Consider the following 15,113-nt stretch of genomic DNA (forward strand, 5'->3'; position numbering starts at 1 on the left):
ACGATAAGGAACCGTTGCTATGCCTTTGATTTACTTTTTACCGCCGCTCGCCACCGTTCTTATATGGTCGGGCAATATGACCATAAATCAGCTTAGCGTAGGCGCCATTGCTCCGAGCAGCATTGCTTTTTTACGCTGGCTACTAGCGCTCGCGGTAATGACCCCGTTTGTGCTCCCAGCTGTCATCCGCCACCGCGACGAGATTCGCCGACAATGGCCAAAGCTTGCGTTACTGGGGTTGCTTGGCATGGGGCTATGGCAGGGGCTTGCCTACGTGGCGGCGGAAACCACGACCGCCACTAATATGGGCATTCTTGCCGCCATGGTGCCGCTGTTAACCGTACTGCTTAGTGCGCTGATACTACGTGAGCCGCCGACATTAGGCGGCATTTTGGGCGGTGTGCTGGCTTTCGTGGGTGTCACCGTGCTGCTGGGGCGTGGCAATCCGCTCTCACTGCTGCACCTACAGGTCGCGCTGGGCGATGCGCTGATGGTGGTGGCGGCAACCTGCTATGCGCTGTATGGCGTGATGCTCAAGCGCTGGTCGATGAACTTACCCCCCTGGGTGATGCTCTATGCCCAGGTCTGTTTTGCCGTGCTGTTCTTGCTACCGCCCTATTTGATGGGGCCAATGACGCCCATTGATAGCCAAAACATCGGGCTGATTGTTTACGCGGGCATCCCCGCCTCTGTGATCACCACCTTTTTATGGATGCGCGCAGTACGTCAAATCGGCGCTAATCAGTCGAGTATTTTTATCAACTTGATGCCGCTATTTAGTGCCATCATTGCCATGATCTTTTTAGGTGAGCGTGTGGCTGGCTTTCACTTTGCTGGCGGGCTACTGATTTTAGCAGGGGTCATCATGGCGCAGACGCTAACACGCCCGTTAGCACGTGGTTTAACCTCCGATAAGCCGAGCAACGCCCAACAATGATAGAATGGTTGTTTATTTCTGACGCTGGGAAGCCCTGATATGTCCCTGGAAGAACTGCATCTTAATCTGCGCAACCTAATGAGCGATGACTACGATCAGCTCAAGACATTGATGGACGCCGTCTATCACGATATCGGCGGGTCATGGCCGAAGCACACCATTGACAAATTGATTCAGGAATTCCCTGACGGCCAAATCGCCATTGAAGATGACGGCCTTCTGGTCGGCGTAGCACTGACGGTTCAGGTGGATTACGACGAATTCTCCAACCCGCATAAGTACGATGACCTGATCGGCCATCGCGAGATCATCCTCAACGACGAGGATGGCGACGCCATGTATGGGCTGGATGTGCTGATTCACCCGGACTACCGGGGCTACCGCCTGGGCCGCCGCCTTTACGAAGCGCGTAAAGAGCTGTGCCGCTCCATGAATCTGCGGGCGATCCTGGCCGGTGGGCGGATTCCTGAGTATCACCAGCACGCCGATGAGCTCACGCCCGCTCAATACATCGATAAAGTCTCCCGCAAAGAGATCTACGACCCGATTCTCTCTTTCCAGCAGGCCAATGACTTTCAGGTAAAGCGCCTACTGCGCAAATACCTACCGGAAGATGAGCAGTCGCGCGGTTACGCCACCCTGCTTGAGTGGAATAACATTCTGTTTGAGCCTGCGGCCAGCGTGCTCGACAACAAGCCGACCCAAGTACGTGTCGGTGCTGTGCAGTGGCAGATGCGTGAGTTCTCATCGGTGGAAGCCGCGCTTCAGCAGATTGAATACTTCGTCGACGCGCTCTCCGACTACCAGAGTGACTTTGCGGTATTTCCAGAGCTGTTTAACGCGCCTTTGATGGGCCTTCAAGACCGCGCCGCTCAACAGGATCAAATGGGCGCGATTCGCTTCTTGGCCGGTTTCACCGAGCGCTTTAAGACTGAGCTTTCGCGCATGGCAGTCTCCTACAATATTAATATTGTCGGCGGCTCGATGATCGAAGTGGGTGACGATGACCGACTCTACAACATCGCCTACCTGTTCCACCGCGACGGCACCGTTGAGCGCCAGGCCAAGCTGCACATTACCCCTCAAGAGCGCCGAGACTGGGTAATCGAGGGCGGCGATGAGCTACAGGTATTTGATACCGACGCAGGGCGCGTAGGCATCCTGATCTGCTACGACGTGGAGTTCCCAGAACTTGGCCGCCTGCTGGCCGACCAGGATATGGACATTCTGTTCGTGCCCTTCTGGACGGATACCAAAAACGGCTACCTGCGGGTGCGTCATTGCAGTCAGGCGCGGGCAATTGAGAACGAGTGCTACGTAGTACTCTGCGGCAGCGTCGGCAACCTGCCCTCGATTGAAAACCTGGATATCCAGTACGCGCAATCAGCGGTATTCTCGCCGTCTGACTTCGCCTTCCCCCACGATGCGGTGCTGGCGGAAACCACGCCTAACACTGAGATGATCTTCTTTTCGGACTTGGATCTAACCCGCTTAACGGTGGTGCGTGCTGAAGGCTCCGTGACCAACCTTAAAGACCGCCGCAAGGATCTGTTTGATCTACGCTGGCGCGACTGGTCGTGGAAATCGGGAGCTAATTTGGAGGATTGAATCGTGAATCGTGAGAAGACTCACCAACGCCATTCATAGATACAACAACGCCGCCCAATTGGGCGGCGTTGTTATTAGAAATAAACATAAAAATATCGATGAGTTCAATCAGGCCAGACGAGGTGCGCTGGCACTCGACCTTTAGCATCAAACAACACCCCTTCATCACGCAACTTTCGGTGTTGGCGCTCTGCGCCGCCGTGGTCGGCAAGCTTTAATGACGATGCGATAACACGGTGCCAGGGCAACTGATGGCCATCCGGCAGGTGGCGCATCGCCGAACCTACCATGCGTGGGATGGCACCTTCAGTCATCGCGGCAATGCGGCCATAGGTCGTCACACGTCCTGGCGGAATTTGATCGACAATGGTGTAGATCTGTTCGAGTAATTCAGGCCGGGCCATGTGACATTTTCCTTTAGTTCCTTGAGAACGCTTCTGAACGTGCTTAAAGCCCCTCAACCAGTTGATCAATTGCCTGGAAGGCTTCTTTGAGCGCAGCGTCGCGGTGCTGCTCACCCATGTTCAAACCTTCAGCATAGACCACATGGGTGTCTTTAATGCCCATCAGCCCGAGCATGGCTTTCAGGTGGGGTGTTTGGCTATCAAACTCGGTGCCTGCGTACTGACCACCACGTGCAGCCAGGATAATAGCGCGCTTGCCTTCCACCAACCCTTGCGGGCCAGTTTCGGTATAGCGAAACGTTTCGCCAGCACGTAATACACGGTCAAACCATGCTTTCAACTGTGAAGGAATGCCCAAGTTATACATCGGCACTGCAATAACCAACACATCATTGCCGAGAAATTCCGCCAGTAGTTCATCTGAGCGGGCGGCTAACGCCTGCTGCTCGGCAGTACGCTCTGCGGCCGCTACTTGCCAAGCACCTAGTTCGCTAATATCCAGGTGGGGCAGCGAGTTTTTCACTACGTCACGCTGGGTGATCTCGACCCCATCACGAGCGTTAGACTGCTCGATAAAGCGATTAGCCAGCGCATTGGATTGGCCGTTCTCAGCCAGAATAGAAGAGGTAATAACCAGGGCACGGGTCGTCATTGAAAGCTCCAAAATGGTATAGGGAAGAATTGGAGGCTATTCTACGGCGCTTTCCAAGAAGCAAAAGCGCAACCTTTTCCGATTTGTATTCGATTAAATCGAATTATGCAGCGGCCAATTAAAAACCCCGCAACGTATTAATACGCGGCGGGGGTTTGATAGTGCTTTAACTAGCTATCACTCAATTATTTCTTTGGCCACGCCTTCGGATCAACCTTATTGACCAGCTTGGGAAAACGGCTTGGGTCAAACACCGGCTCTTTACCCGCTTTCAACTGATTTTCGTAGTCGCGAAACAGTGAGAAAGCCACCGGAGACAGCAGTAGAATGGCGACCAGGTTAATAATGGCCATCATCCCCATAGAGAGGTCGGCAAAGTTCCAGATTGCGCCCAGGCTTGCCACCGAACCGACCATAATCATCGCCAGGACCGCCAAGCGATAAACCAGTACCGCGACAGGCGCGCGACGCCCAGCCAGGTACTCGATGTTGGATTCACCGTAGGAGTAGTTGGCAATCACCGAGGTAAACGCGAACAGCAGAATCGCCACCGCGATAAACATGCCGCCCCAATCACCCACATGGCTAGACAGCGCCATTTGTGTCAACTGAATACCATTGTTCTCATCCCCCGCCATCAGCTCTGGCCCAGCCATAATGATGATGGCCGCCGTGGCAGTGCAGATTACCAGCGTATCCAGAAATACCCCGAGCATCTGAATAAAGCCTTGGGCAGCAGGATGATCCGGTCGTGTGGAAGCAGTCGCCGCCGCATTGGGTGCCGAGCCCATGCCCGCTTCATTGGAAAATAGACCGCGCTGAATGCCATTCATAATCGCCTGAGAAACCGCGTAACCTACGGCCCCACCGGCTGCCTGCTCAAGGCCAAACGCACTGCGTGCAATGGTCATGATCGCCGCGGGTAAGTCGCTAATATTCAAACCTACGACAACCAGCGCCAGCACCAGGTAAAGCAGCGCCATAAGCGGTACAACGAGTTCAGCTACCTTGGCTATCGACTTCAAGCCCCCAAAGATGATTGGCGCCACAACAGCCATTAAAGCTAATCCCATGGCCCAAGTCGGAATCGCAAATGCCTGTTCCATGGCCTGGGCGATGGAGTTGGCCTGCACACTGTTAAATGCCAACCCAAAGGCAATAATCAAGCAGATCGAGAACAGCATAGCCAGCCAGCGTAAGCCCAGGCCACGCTCTATATAGCGGGCTGGGCCGCCACGGAAGGTGTTATCGCCGTGATCCGTTTTATACGCTTGAGCCAGCGTGGACTCCACAAAGCTGGTCGCCATCCCGACCATCGCAGTCATCCACATCCAGAAAATCGCTCCTGGGCCACCAAAATAGATAGCCACCGCGACACCCGCCAAGTTACCGGTACCTACACGGGCCGCCAGACTGGTGGAGAGCGCTTGAAACGAAGAGATGCCACCGTTTGATTGCCGGGAGCTGCGCAGCAGCTTAAACATATGGCCGAAGTAGCGCACTTGAATACCGCGCGTCATCACCGTGAAGTAGAGACCAGCGCCTATCAGCAGATAAATCAGCACGCTGCCCCACAGCAAACCATTACCGCGATCAACCAGCGATGTCAGCAGCGGAGGAAGAGAGAAGTCCATGAAAACACGCCTTTTTTAAACAATGAAGGCGCATCATTCTTCACGGCTGCACCAAAATGGCAAGAAAATTGGTAAAAACCTGTTCGAACAGCAATAACCACTTAGCCCATTGAATTGCATAACCACTGCCACACTAATGCGGTCTCCTCGCTAATATGGCGTCGGCTTGGCCGCACCAACCAAAAGCGCTCTTCGCTGGGTACACTGATATCAAAAGGGGCCACTAAATCGTTACGCTGCTCCATCAAGCGTCGATGCGTTAGCGCAATGCCGCCACCCTGACTAGCAAGTGCTAACGTCATGACCTGATTATCGCAGGTGAGAGACCAGCACTGCGCCTCCAAATGGGCAAAGCCAGCCTCTTGTAGCCACCCGGGCCAACCTACTCCAAACCCCACCGCTTGCAGTAGCGTATGACCGGCCAAATAATCAGGAGTGATCAGCTTTTCCGCCAATGCCAGCGAGCAAACAGGTAACAGTTGCTCCTCGCCGAGGGGCTGCATCTCGATGCCCGTCCACTCCCCTTTGCCATAACGAATCTCGATATCCGCGCCTTCTGGGCCAAAGTCATCGGGCCAGATAGCGCTCACTACGCGAATCGCCACCTGCGGGTGAGCGCGATGAAAGGCAATTAACCGGGGCGCCAACCACGACTGCTGAATGGCAGGCGTAGCGCGCAGCGTGACCGGCTGCTCCGATGTACTGCCAAACACCTCTAGAGTACCTTCGCTAATACGCACAAAGGCATCGTGAATACTCGGCAGCCACGCTTGCCCAGCTGGGGTGAGCGTTAAGCTGCGCGCATGGCGTACAAACAACTTCTGCCCCACCCGGTCCTCCAACAACCTAACCCGCTGGCTGATCGCTGCCTGGGTGACGCCTAGCTCATTACCTGCCGCGGTAAAACTCAACGTACGGGCTGCGGACTCAAAGGCTTGCAGCCATAGTAATGGCGGTAATTGACTCATGAAAAAGCAACCTATAAATAAAACGATGTCTTAGGGGTCAGATTAATCGTTTGTCACTGGCGCCGCTACTCCTCATCCTTGTTAGCACTTAAGCACACCCTGACACACAGCCATCTGGCATTGCCGTTAAGGGAGCAATTCGGAGTTTTAATGAACAGCGCAGTACAGCCGATAACCACACCAACAACAAACCCTGCTCAAGCCCCAGAAATGGGTGAACTAACCCCTTATCACACCGGTCCTGCCCTGACTCAAGCGACGCTCGCCCCACAGGGCGTTGCACTTGAATGGCAAGATGGTCAGCAGACTACCCTGCCGCTGCTCTGGCTGCGCGATCACTGCGCCTGCCAAGCCTGCCGTCATCCTCAGACCAGGGAAAGGCTCTACCTGCCGCTTGAAGCGATTTCTGAGCCGCCCAGCGTTACGCTACTGGATGGCCACTTACACCTGAATTGGCAGGATGGTCATGTCAGCGCGTTTCATAGCGGCTGGCTGTATCAACGCCGCCCAGAAGCGAGCCTGACGTCAGCCGTACCCAGTAACACGCCATGGGACGATAATTTTGCCCCTGAGCGCATCCGTCATAGCGTCTTTTTAACACCCCAAGGCGAGAAGGCCTGGCTCACCGCCATGTTACGCGATGGCCTGGCACTGCTAACGGATGGCCCCTTAGCAGAAGAGGAAGTGAGCCGTTTAGCTGAACGCATTGGGCCACTGCGCGCCACCAACTTTGGCGCCCGCTTCGATGTGCGCTCCAAACCCAATCCCAATAACGCGGCTTATACTGCGGTCGGGTTGCCGCTGCATATCGATCTGCCCAACTGGCGCCAACCGCCGGATATTCAGTTGCTCTACTGCCTGCAAAACGAAGCCAGCGGCGGCGAATCGCTGTTTGCCGATGGTGCGCGGGTTGTAGAAGCGCTGCGCAAGCAAGACCCGGCGGCGCTCGCCATTCTCAGCGAGACACCGATCGATTTTCGCTTTCAGGATGAGAGCCACGATATTTCAATGCGAGCACCGGTGATCACCCTGGATAGCGAAGGTAACCTGGTTGAGATGCGCTTGAATAACTGGATTCGCGACGCCCTTCACCTGCCGGTAGAGCAAATGGATGCCTGGTACAGCGCCTACGCCCTACTCTGGAAGCTATTTCACAGCGAAGCGCATCAATTGGAGTTCTCTCTTCGCCCTGGGCAGATGATTGCGTTTGATAATCGCCGAGTACTTCACGGACGTCGCGAGTTCGACCCCAACAGCGGCGCACGCCATTTGCAGGGCACCTATTTAGACCGCGATATGCTGGCCTCACGCCTTCGCGTGCTTGCTCGCAATGTTTAGCGCGGCCATTGTTTATCTAACAACAACATCTATCACATAAAAACCTATCGTATAAAAACCTAGCAAGGAGATCGTATGACCCATCTTAAACCTCTCGCCTCAGGCATCGCACTCGCCACCACTGCGCTGTTCTCGGCGGCATCTCAAGCGGATGACCAAACCCTCGATTTCGGTGTCCCCGCCTGGCCCGGCATCACGGTAAAAACCGCCATTGCTGAGCAGCTATTGAACCCACTGGGCTACGAAACCAGCACCCAGGAAATCGGCCTGCAGGTAATTTACCAGGGTATTGAAAGTGGCGATATCGATGCCTTTTTAGGCGCATGGCTGCCCGCACAGCGGGAAATGTTTAATCCCCGTAAAGAGTCAGGTGCACTGATTGACGTGGCAAATAACGTTGATGGTGCACAAATGACCCTGGCGGTGCCGGAATATCTCTATGAGAGCGGTATTCAGAGCTTTGCGGATCTAGACGAAAATCGCGAACAGTTCGACGGTGAGATCTACGGCTTTGGCGCGGGCTCTGCCGCCAGCGAGATTCTTCACAACGCTATTGATAACGACACCTGGGGCTTAGGCGACTGGCAAGTAGTCGATACCAGTGAAGTGGGCATGCTTTCCGCCGCAAAGGACGCAATTTCCCGTGAAGAGCCGATTGTCTGGGTAGGCTGGACGCCTCACTGGATGAACCTTGAACTACCGATGCGCTACTTGGAAGACCCCGAAAACCTGTTCGGTGAGAACAACGGCGAAAGCGACGTACTGACACTGCTGAGCAGTGACTACGCAGAAGCCAACCCTAATGTAGTCACCTTTTTTGAGCAGTTCACCTTCTCCGCTGAAGAGCAGAGCTGGATGATTCAAGCCTTTGGCCAGGAAGAGCAGGACCTTGCCGATGTTGCCGAGCAGTGGATTAACGACCATCCAGAGCGTATCGAAGCCATGCTCGCTGACGTCACCACCACCGACGGCGACCCCGCATGGCCAGTCATTGAAGCCCAGCTCAATAACTAACCCATAGCGTAAACGTGCCTTCATCCCATCGGACGGCTAGCGTATGCTAGCGCTTTTTTAGCCGATGGGAGCAGGCATGTCGCGGACAATGATCAAAGGCGTTGGCCTGCTGGTAGCCGTTGCGCTGCTGGGTGTCATGTGGCACTTACTGCAGCGCTACGATCTGCTGACTCAGGCGCGTCTTAGCGAGTTGATCCAAGTCGTCCGCCAGTGGCGCACCGCGCCCTGGATGTTCGCCGCGGTAATGGCCACTTATGCCAGCGCCCTGCTGGTGATGTTTCCGCTGAGTCTACTGGTGGTCGTTACAGGTTTACTGTTTGGCCCGGTGTGGGGGCTGGCATACGCCACCCTGGGAACGCTGACTTCATCGGTAGTGTCTTTCTGGGTAGGCCACTGGCTGGGCCGTGAGGCGCTGATGCGTTATGGCGGGCGTCATCTTCGCGGCCTCTCCGGCTACTTATCGAAGCGCGGCATTCGAACCATGACGGTCATCAACCTGCTACCGCTCGCCCCGTTTACGCTCACCAATATGCTGGCCGGGGCTTTCCATCTCAAATTTCGCGACTATATGATCGGCTCTACCCTGGGCATCGTGCCGGGGTTAGCAGCGGTGATTTTACTCGGTAGCCAGCTAGGCGCACTGTTCACCGCGGCGTCGGCCAAAGAACTTATCCTGGCAGGCGTTGGGCTCGCCGCCGGTGTTGGCCTGTTGGTCGTGCTTAAGCGCTATGCCAACCGGCGTCAAACGTCAAAAAAACGGCCTCACCGTGAAGGTGAGTGATATTTAGCCAGCACCTCGGCGTAAAAAGTTGCCACCGCTGAGGCAAAATTAGCGATATCAAACTCCTCGGCAAAGTGGCTGGCTTGCTTGCCTAGTTGTTCACGCAGCTCAGTATCATCTTTTAACGCCACGACTTTCTGGCCCCAGGCCTGGCGATTTTGCGGTGTTTTGAAACCATTCACTCCCTGGCGAACGACATCATCGATGCCGCTAGAGCGAACCGCTACCACAGGCAGCCCCGCCGACATCGCCTCAAGAATCACCATCCCCTGGGTTTCAGAGGTAGATGCAAACACAAATATATCGCCCAGATGATAGTAAAGCGACATCTGATCAGGCGGTACAGCGCCCACTAGCGTGACCTGTGACGTGAGTTTTAATGTATCGATCTGGTGCTGAATAGACTCACGATCTGGCCCATCGCCAATCAGCAATAACTGAAAGTCATCGTGCCCCTGAGCCTGGAGCTCAGCGAGCGATTCCAGCATAAAGCCAATATTTTTCTCTTTACTAATCCGCGAGACGCTGACCAGTATTTTGCGTGAAGGGTCTACGCCGAGTTGCTCGCGTAACGTTTCCACGTCGCTCTCCACAACGTGGGCCCCAACGTGGGCAAAACGCTCAATATCAATGCCCGTTGGCTGCACTAACGTAGGCGTTTTCACCCCAATCATGCGTAGATACTCCTCGGCGGAGTAGGTGGGCACAATGACGCCTTGGCAGCGGTTAGAGAAGCGTTTGATCAGGTAGTGCGAGATCAAATTACGAAACAGCGCCCCCGGCAACGGCACAAAATGGGCATAGTGCTCTAAACGTGTGTGGTAAGTGTAAATCACCGGCACGTTAAGCCGACGCCCCATAAACAGCCCCATGGAGCCCAACCAGAATGGATGATGTACGTGAATGAGGTCAGGCTTGAATGCCCGTAGGCAGCGGCGAAACCTCACGCTGAAGGGGTTAGTTAGCCGGAACTCGTCCTTCTGGCCAAACGCCATTAGCGTCGGAATGCGCTTTATGGCGCTATCGTCCTGCCACGCTTCTCGGTAACGCGGCACTAACAGCTGGATGGTGTGACCCAGATCGCGTAAGCCGTTGCGCAAGCGATCTACCGACACCGACACCCCCGAAACAAACGGGAAATAGTTATTGGAAACCATCGCTACGCGCAGTGATTTACCCAGGAAAGGCGTTGGATCAATATCAAAATCGGGGTAGTAATCGCGATCTTCAAAAATCAGCCGATATAAACGCAGCGCTAACAGTGTCAGCAAGCCAACAATCAGTAAAAAGCGGGTATAGCTGACGTAGAAAAATGCGTAAACCGTTGACCCAACGCTACTCACTACACGCCACCAACCGGGGCTATCCACATTTAAACGCACCGGTGCAATGGCGACACTCTCGCCCTCTACATCGACGATGACATAGTGATGAAAGCTGCTGTCAGCATCAATCAGGATACCGCCCGCGCCACCGGTGGTGACGTAATCCACCCCGTTAACTGTCTGCTGTGAAAAGAGCGTTAAATTAGCGGAGAACACGGTATCAACATCATGCTCCTCGGCCAGGGCCATAATGCCATCGGCCAAGCGAGGGTCATTGAGATAGTTATCGGCCTCGAACAAAGGCGCGTCGCTGACCACATTGTGCAGCGGTAAACCAATAAACAAGAACCGATGCTGCGCTTCTGAAGCCGCGAGCTCTCTTGATAACCAATCCAACTGCCAGGAGGTGGAGGATTTGCCCGTACCATCCAAAAAAATAAAGTGGCTATCCCCCGCTACAAAGGAGTAAAAGTGCGGCCCAAAATATTCATAAAACAGGTAGCTACCAAAATCACTATCTTCGTTATCACCATAGGTCAGCAGATAAGGAACATTGAGCTGTTCCAAGCTATGATAAATCGCCTGATAGCTCTCTTGTCGCCCGCCATTAACGGCGTTACCTGCCGAAATCAGAAAGTCGATGCCACCCTGATTGATCAGCGGCACTATCTCATCTTGAAACACGCTCACTGAGTTATTGATATTGCCGACCACCGCAAAGCGGTAGTTGGTTCGCTCTGACAACACCTCACGAATATCCGCCACCTGCAGCGTATGCACCGACTCAAACTCAGGCTCTGCCACGTACAACCAAATTTGATGCGTGATCAGCCCAACCACCAGAGCGAGATTAAGGTAGAAAAACAGCCGCAGCCATCGCTGGCGGGAAAGGCGAAAGAAGGAGCGTCGAGGCATTTAAAAGCGCTTTTTCAATATTAAAAATGGGGGAACTGCCACTATACAGCAACGCTGAGCCGAGGTGGCGCTCCCACATTAGCTGGCTTCACAGCCGTTTAAGGTAGCGATTAACCGCCTTGGTCCCCCTTGATGACGGTGTTCGCCCAACCATAATCCCTGCCAGGTCCCCAAGGCTAAACGCCCATCGCGCACCGCTAGGGTAAGCTGCGTGCCCAGCAGGCTGGCGGCCACATGGGCTGGCATATCATCAGGGCCTTCCAACGTATGCCGAAAATAGGGCAAATCTTCAGGCACCAGTCGGCGCAAGAAGGCGTCTAGATCGTGGCGAACATCTGGGTCGGTATTTTCATTAAGCGTTAACGATGCAGAGGTGTGCATCAGTTGAAGATGCAACATACCGATATGACAATCGCTTAAACACGGCAGCGCCCGCGCCACATCATCGGTAATCAGATGAAAACCGCGCGTCACTTCGGGGAAATGAATCTCTTGTTGAAACCACATAAACACTCCGTTGTTTGTTGTTTAATGGTGGCACGTCCTCACCAGCGTGCTCTTCTTGTATGGCAAAATAGCGTCAGCTAATGCTTAAGATAGTCCTTAACACAGTACTTGAAACGGTACTTGAAACAGTACTTAAGATAGCCGATCAACATGATCCATCGCCAAGGAGCGCGTTAATGAAAACAGTGCTAGGAAGCAGCGTCATCAGCATGGCTCTACTCACTGGTTGTACCGGCATCCCTGATGGCACCGAGCCCGTCACTGGCTTTGAGTTAGACCGCTACCTGGGAAAGTGGTACGAAATAGCCCGTTTGGATCACTCCTTTGAGCGCGGCCTAGATTGCGTGACCGCCACTTACAGCCTGCGCGATGATGACGGCGTGCGGGTAATCAACCGCGGTTACAACCTGGAAGAGCAGGAGTGGGACGAGGCGGAAGGCCGCGCCTACTTTATTGATGATGAGAGCGTCGGTCGTTTGAAGGTAAGCTTTTTCGGCCCCTTCTACGGCGGCTATAACATCCTAAAACTGGATGATGACTATCAGTGGGCGTTAGTGGCTGGCCCTAACCGCGACTACCTGTGGATACTTTCACGTACGCCGGAGATGGACAGCACGATAGAAACACGCCTTCGCCAGCGTGCAGCCGAACTCGACTTCCCCACCGACGAATTGATCGACGTCACTCAGGGAGAAGCCTGCCCTAGCCGCTGATTAACGCCCTTCTGGCAAGATCGACACCCGCCCCGCCATTTCGCGCTGAACAAACTCAATAAAGGCACGCAGCCGGGCGGGCACATGCCTGCGTTGCTCATATACCGCATAAAAGTCCGCTCGCACACTCTGCCAACCGGGCAACAACTCAACTAATGCGCCACTGGCAAGGTGCTCGTTTACGTCCCACCAAGAGCGCAGCATGACACCGTGACCATCCAAGGCTAAGCGGGTAATCACCTCACCATCATTACTGGCTAGGCGGCCGCTGACTTTCACCGACTGTACCTTCACCGTCACTCCTTTTTCAGGCTGATCCACGTGCTCAAAACGCCATAGCGGAAAATCACTATCGTTCTCGCGAATCACTAGACAGGCGTGCTGCAACAAATCTGCCGGTGCTTGAATGCTTGACGCTTGAGCGATATAAGCAGGCGATGCACAAAGTACCCGTCGATTGGCCAAAATCCGCCGTGCGACTATGCGCGACTCCGGAGGTTCCCCGACCCGGATACCAATATCGAAGCCGTGATCGCTCAAATTGAGCGGAAAATTGGTGAGCTCTAACCAGCCTTCAACCTCTGGGTGCTCAGCACAAAAGCGCGACAGCAGCGGTGCAATATGGCGTCGACCAAAACCAAAGGTGGCGTTCACCCGCAGCCGACCACTCAGCGCTTGATCCGCTCCCTCTCCCAGTGAATTTTCAAGCTCATCAAGCTCCTCTAGAATTAGCGCGCCACGAGCCAAGTAGCGTTCGCCTTCCGCGGTAAGGGTTAAACGCCGCGTGGTGCGCGCAGCCAGCTCGACCCCCAAGCGCGCTTCTAAAAGTTTCAGCCGCTTACTGACTGCCGAGAGCGAAAGCCCCAGTTCCCGTGCGGTTGCCGTTAAGCTCCCTGCCCGCGCTAAATGCTGAAAAAACGCCAAATCATCCAGATGTGCCATACCGTCCCTCAGCCACTCTTCACTTTTAAGCAACAATAGCTTGAATGGTAGCCTGATTATCTCTTTCAAAATAGCCGCTACACTCTATTCACGACTCACGACTCACGACTCACGACTCACGACTCACGACTCACAAGCATGCAAAGCAACTAACAATATAAGGAATCACCATGACCCACCGTATAGCCATTATCGCCGGTGACGGCATCGGTACCGAAGTGATGCCAGAAGGTGTTCGCGCCCTAGAGGCCACGGCAAAGCGCTTCAATATTGACCTTGAGTTCACCACCTTTGAGTTTGGTAGCTGCGACTACTATCTTGAGCATGGCAAAATGCTGCCGGATGACTGGTTCGAGCAGTTAAAAGGCTTCGATGCGCTGTTTTACGGCGCGGTGGGTTGGCCAGACAAAGTGCCCGACCATATCTCCCTGTGGGGCTCACTGCTCCAGTTCCGCCGCCGCTTTGATCAGTACATAAACCTGCGCCCCTGCAAACTGATGCCTGGGATTAAAAGCCCGCTGGCAGGCCGCGAACCCGGCGATATCGATTTTTACGTGGTGCGTGAGAACACCGAAGGCGAGTACTCAAGCGTTGGCGGCAAAATGTTTGAAGGCACTGACCGTGAAGTCGTCATTCAAGACACGGTGATGACCCGGACCGGCGTGGACCGCGTACTCAAGTACGCCTTTGAGCTTGCCCAAACTCGCCCGCGCAAAAAGCTAACCTCTGCCACCAAGTCCAACGGCATTTCCATCACCATGCCCTACTGGGATGAGCGCGTGGTCGAAATGGCCAAAGGCTATCCAGAGATCGCGGTAGATAAATTCCATATCGATATCCTGACCGCCAATTTCGTACTTCACCCGGATTGGTTCGATGTGGTCGTGGGCAGTAATCTGTTCGGCGATATCCTTTCCGATTTAGGCCCCGCCTGTACCGGCACCATCGGCATTGCCCCTTCGGCCAACATCAACCCGGAAGGCCACTTCCCCAGCCTGTTTGAGCCGGTACACGGCAGCGCACCGGATATCGCCGGTAAAGGCATTGCCAACCCCATCGGCCAGATCTGGTCGGGCGCGATGATGCTGGAGCACCTGGGCTATAAAGAAGCAGGGGATGCCATGGTCACCGCCATTGAGGCAGTGCTGAGCGAAGGCGATAGCCAAGTACTTACTCGCGATGTGGGTGGTCAAGGCACCACTGCAAGCTTGGGTCAGGCGATTGCCAAGGCTATTTCGCACTGACGTTCATCTGCCATAGCAATTGGCTGCCCGGTTAAAACCAACCGGGCAGCCAATGTATGTTTTTTAAACACCTATGTTCTACATTTATCCTGAGGGTGAAAGAAACGCCTGTTTCACTTCGCTCATAACAA

General features: G+C 54.4%; 14 protein-coding genes. 7 read left to right on the plus strand and 7 right to left on the minus strand.

Annotated features, from left to right (window positions below):
- Positions 1-19: 19 nt before the first annotated feature.
- Both MLE19_RS18305 and MLE19_RS18310 read left to right on the plus strand, forming a co-directional pair.
- On the plus strand, positions 20-937 hold the full coding sequence (locus tag MLE19_RS18305; RefSeq protein WP_240719557.1) for a DMT family transporter: 918 nt from the start codon (positions 20-22) through the stop codon (positions 935-937).
- 39 nt (positions 938-976) lie between these two features.
- Positions 977-2,545 carry a carbon-nitrogen hydrolase family protein gene (locus tag MLE19_RS18310; protein WP_035584172.1) on the plus strand — a complete coding sequence of 523 codons (1,569 nt, stop codon included), beginning with the start codon at positions 977-979 and terminating at the stop codon, positions 2,543-2,545.
- Positions 2,546-2,649: 104 nt separating this feature from the next.
- On the opposite strand, the gene MLE19_RS18315 is transcribed toward MLE19_RS18310, so the two are convergent.
- The 4 genes from MLE19_RS18315 to MLE19_RS18330 all read right to left on the minus strand — a co-directional run bounded on the left by MLE19_RS18315 (position 2,650) and on the right by MLE19_RS18330 (position 6,203).
- Complete coding sequence (locus MLE19_RS18315) at positions 2,650-2,949, minus strand: MGMT family protein (protein WP_240719558.1); 300 nt, start codon at positions 2,947-2,949, stop codon at positions 2,650-2,652.
- A 43-nt stretch (positions 2,950-2,992) separates the two neighbouring features.
- On the minus strand, positions 2,993-3,601 hold the full coding sequence (locus tag MLE19_RS18320; RefSeq protein WP_240719559.1) for an FMN-dependent NADH-azoreductase: 609 nt from the start codon (positions 3,599-3,601) through the stop codon (positions 2,993-2,995).
- 185 nt (positions 3,602-3,786) lie between these two features.
- The gene (locus MLE19_RS18325) at positions 3,787-5,235 is read right to left on the minus strand and encodes an alanine/glycine:cation symporter family protein (RefSeq protein WP_240719560.1); all 1,449 of its coding nucleotides are present in this window, start codon (positions 5,233-5,235) and stop codon (positions 3,787-3,789) included.
- Positions 5,236-5,336: 101 nt separating this feature from the next.
- Positions 5,337-6,203, minus strand: a complete 867-nt coding sequence (locus MLE19_RS18330) for a LysR substrate-binding domain-containing protein (protein WP_240719561.1) — start codon at positions 6,201-6,203, stop codon at positions 5,337-5,339.
- Positions 6,204-6,353: 150 nt separating this feature from the next.
- On the opposite strand from MLE19_RS18330, the gene MLE19_RS18335 reads away from it, so the two are divergent.
- From MLE19_RS18335 to MLE19_RS18345, 3 genes are all read left to right on the plus strand, one after another.
- A complete protein-coding gene (locus MLE19_RS18335) occupies positions 6,354-7,541 on the plus strand; it encodes a TauD/TfdA family dioxygenase (RefSeq protein WP_240719562.1) in 1,188 nt (395 codons plus the stop codon).
- A gap of 75 nt (positions 7,542-7,616) precedes the next feature.
- Positions 7,617-8,555 (plus strand): ABC transporter substrate-binding protein, encoded by a 939-nt coding sequence (locus MLE19_RS18340; protein ID WP_240719563.1) that lies wholly within the window; start codon positions 7,617-7,619, stop codon positions 8,553-8,555.
- Positions 8,556-8,631: 76 nt separating this feature from the next.
- Positions 8,632-9,336, plus strand: a complete 705-nt coding sequence (locus tag MLE19_RS18345) for a TVP38/TMEM64 family protein (RefSeq protein WP_240719564.1) — start codon at positions 8,632-8,634, stop codon at positions 9,334-9,336.
- Here the strand turns inward: MLE19_RS18345 and MLE19_RS18350 are convergent.
- The gene (locus tag MLE19_RS18350; protein WP_240719565.1) at positions 9,318-11,576 is read right to left on the minus strand and encodes a glycosyltransferase; all 2,259 of its coding nucleotides are present in this window, start codon (positions 11,574-11,576) and stop codon (positions 9,318-9,320) included. The genes MLE19_RS18345 and MLE19_RS18350 overlap by 19 nt on opposite strands.
- 78 nt (positions 11,577-11,654) lie before the next feature.
- Positions 11,655-12,083 (minus strand): secondary thiamine-phosphate synthase enzyme YjbQ, encoded by a 429-nt coding sequence (locus tag MLE19_RS18355; protein WP_240719566.1) that lies wholly within the window; start codon positions 12,081-12,083, stop codon positions 11,655-11,657.
- Between the two features lie 176 nt (positions 12,084-12,259).
- Between MLE19_RS18355 and MLE19_RS18360 the strand changes: the two genes are divergently transcribed.
- Positions 12,260-12,796, plus strand: a complete 537-nt coding sequence (locus tag MLE19_RS18360) for a lipocalin family protein (protein WP_276322496.1) — start codon at positions 12,260-12,262, stop codon at positions 12,794-12,796.
- On the opposite strand, the gene MLE19_RS18365 is transcribed toward MLE19_RS18360, so the two are convergent.
- Positions 12,797-13,738, minus strand: coding sequence for a LysR family transcriptional regulator (locus tag MLE19_RS18365; protein ID WP_240719567.1), 942 nt, complete (start codon positions 13,736-13,738; stop codon positions 12,797-12,799). It lies immediately after the preceding gene.
- Positions 13,739-13,908: 170 nt separating this feature from the next.
- On the opposite strand from MLE19_RS18365, the gene MLE19_RS18370 reads away from it, so the two are divergent.
- Complete coding sequence (locus MLE19_RS18370; protein WP_276322497.1) at positions 13,909-14,982, plus strand: tartrate dehydrogenase; 1,074 nt, start codon at positions 13,909-13,911, stop codon at positions 14,980-14,982.
- Positions 14,983-15,113 lie beyond the last annotated feature (131 nt).

This window comes from Vreelandella neptunia (genome assembly GCF_022489065.1).
GTDB lineage: Bacteria > Pseudomonadota > Gammaproteobacteria > Pseudomonadales > Halomonadaceae > Vreelandella > Vreelandella neptunia_A.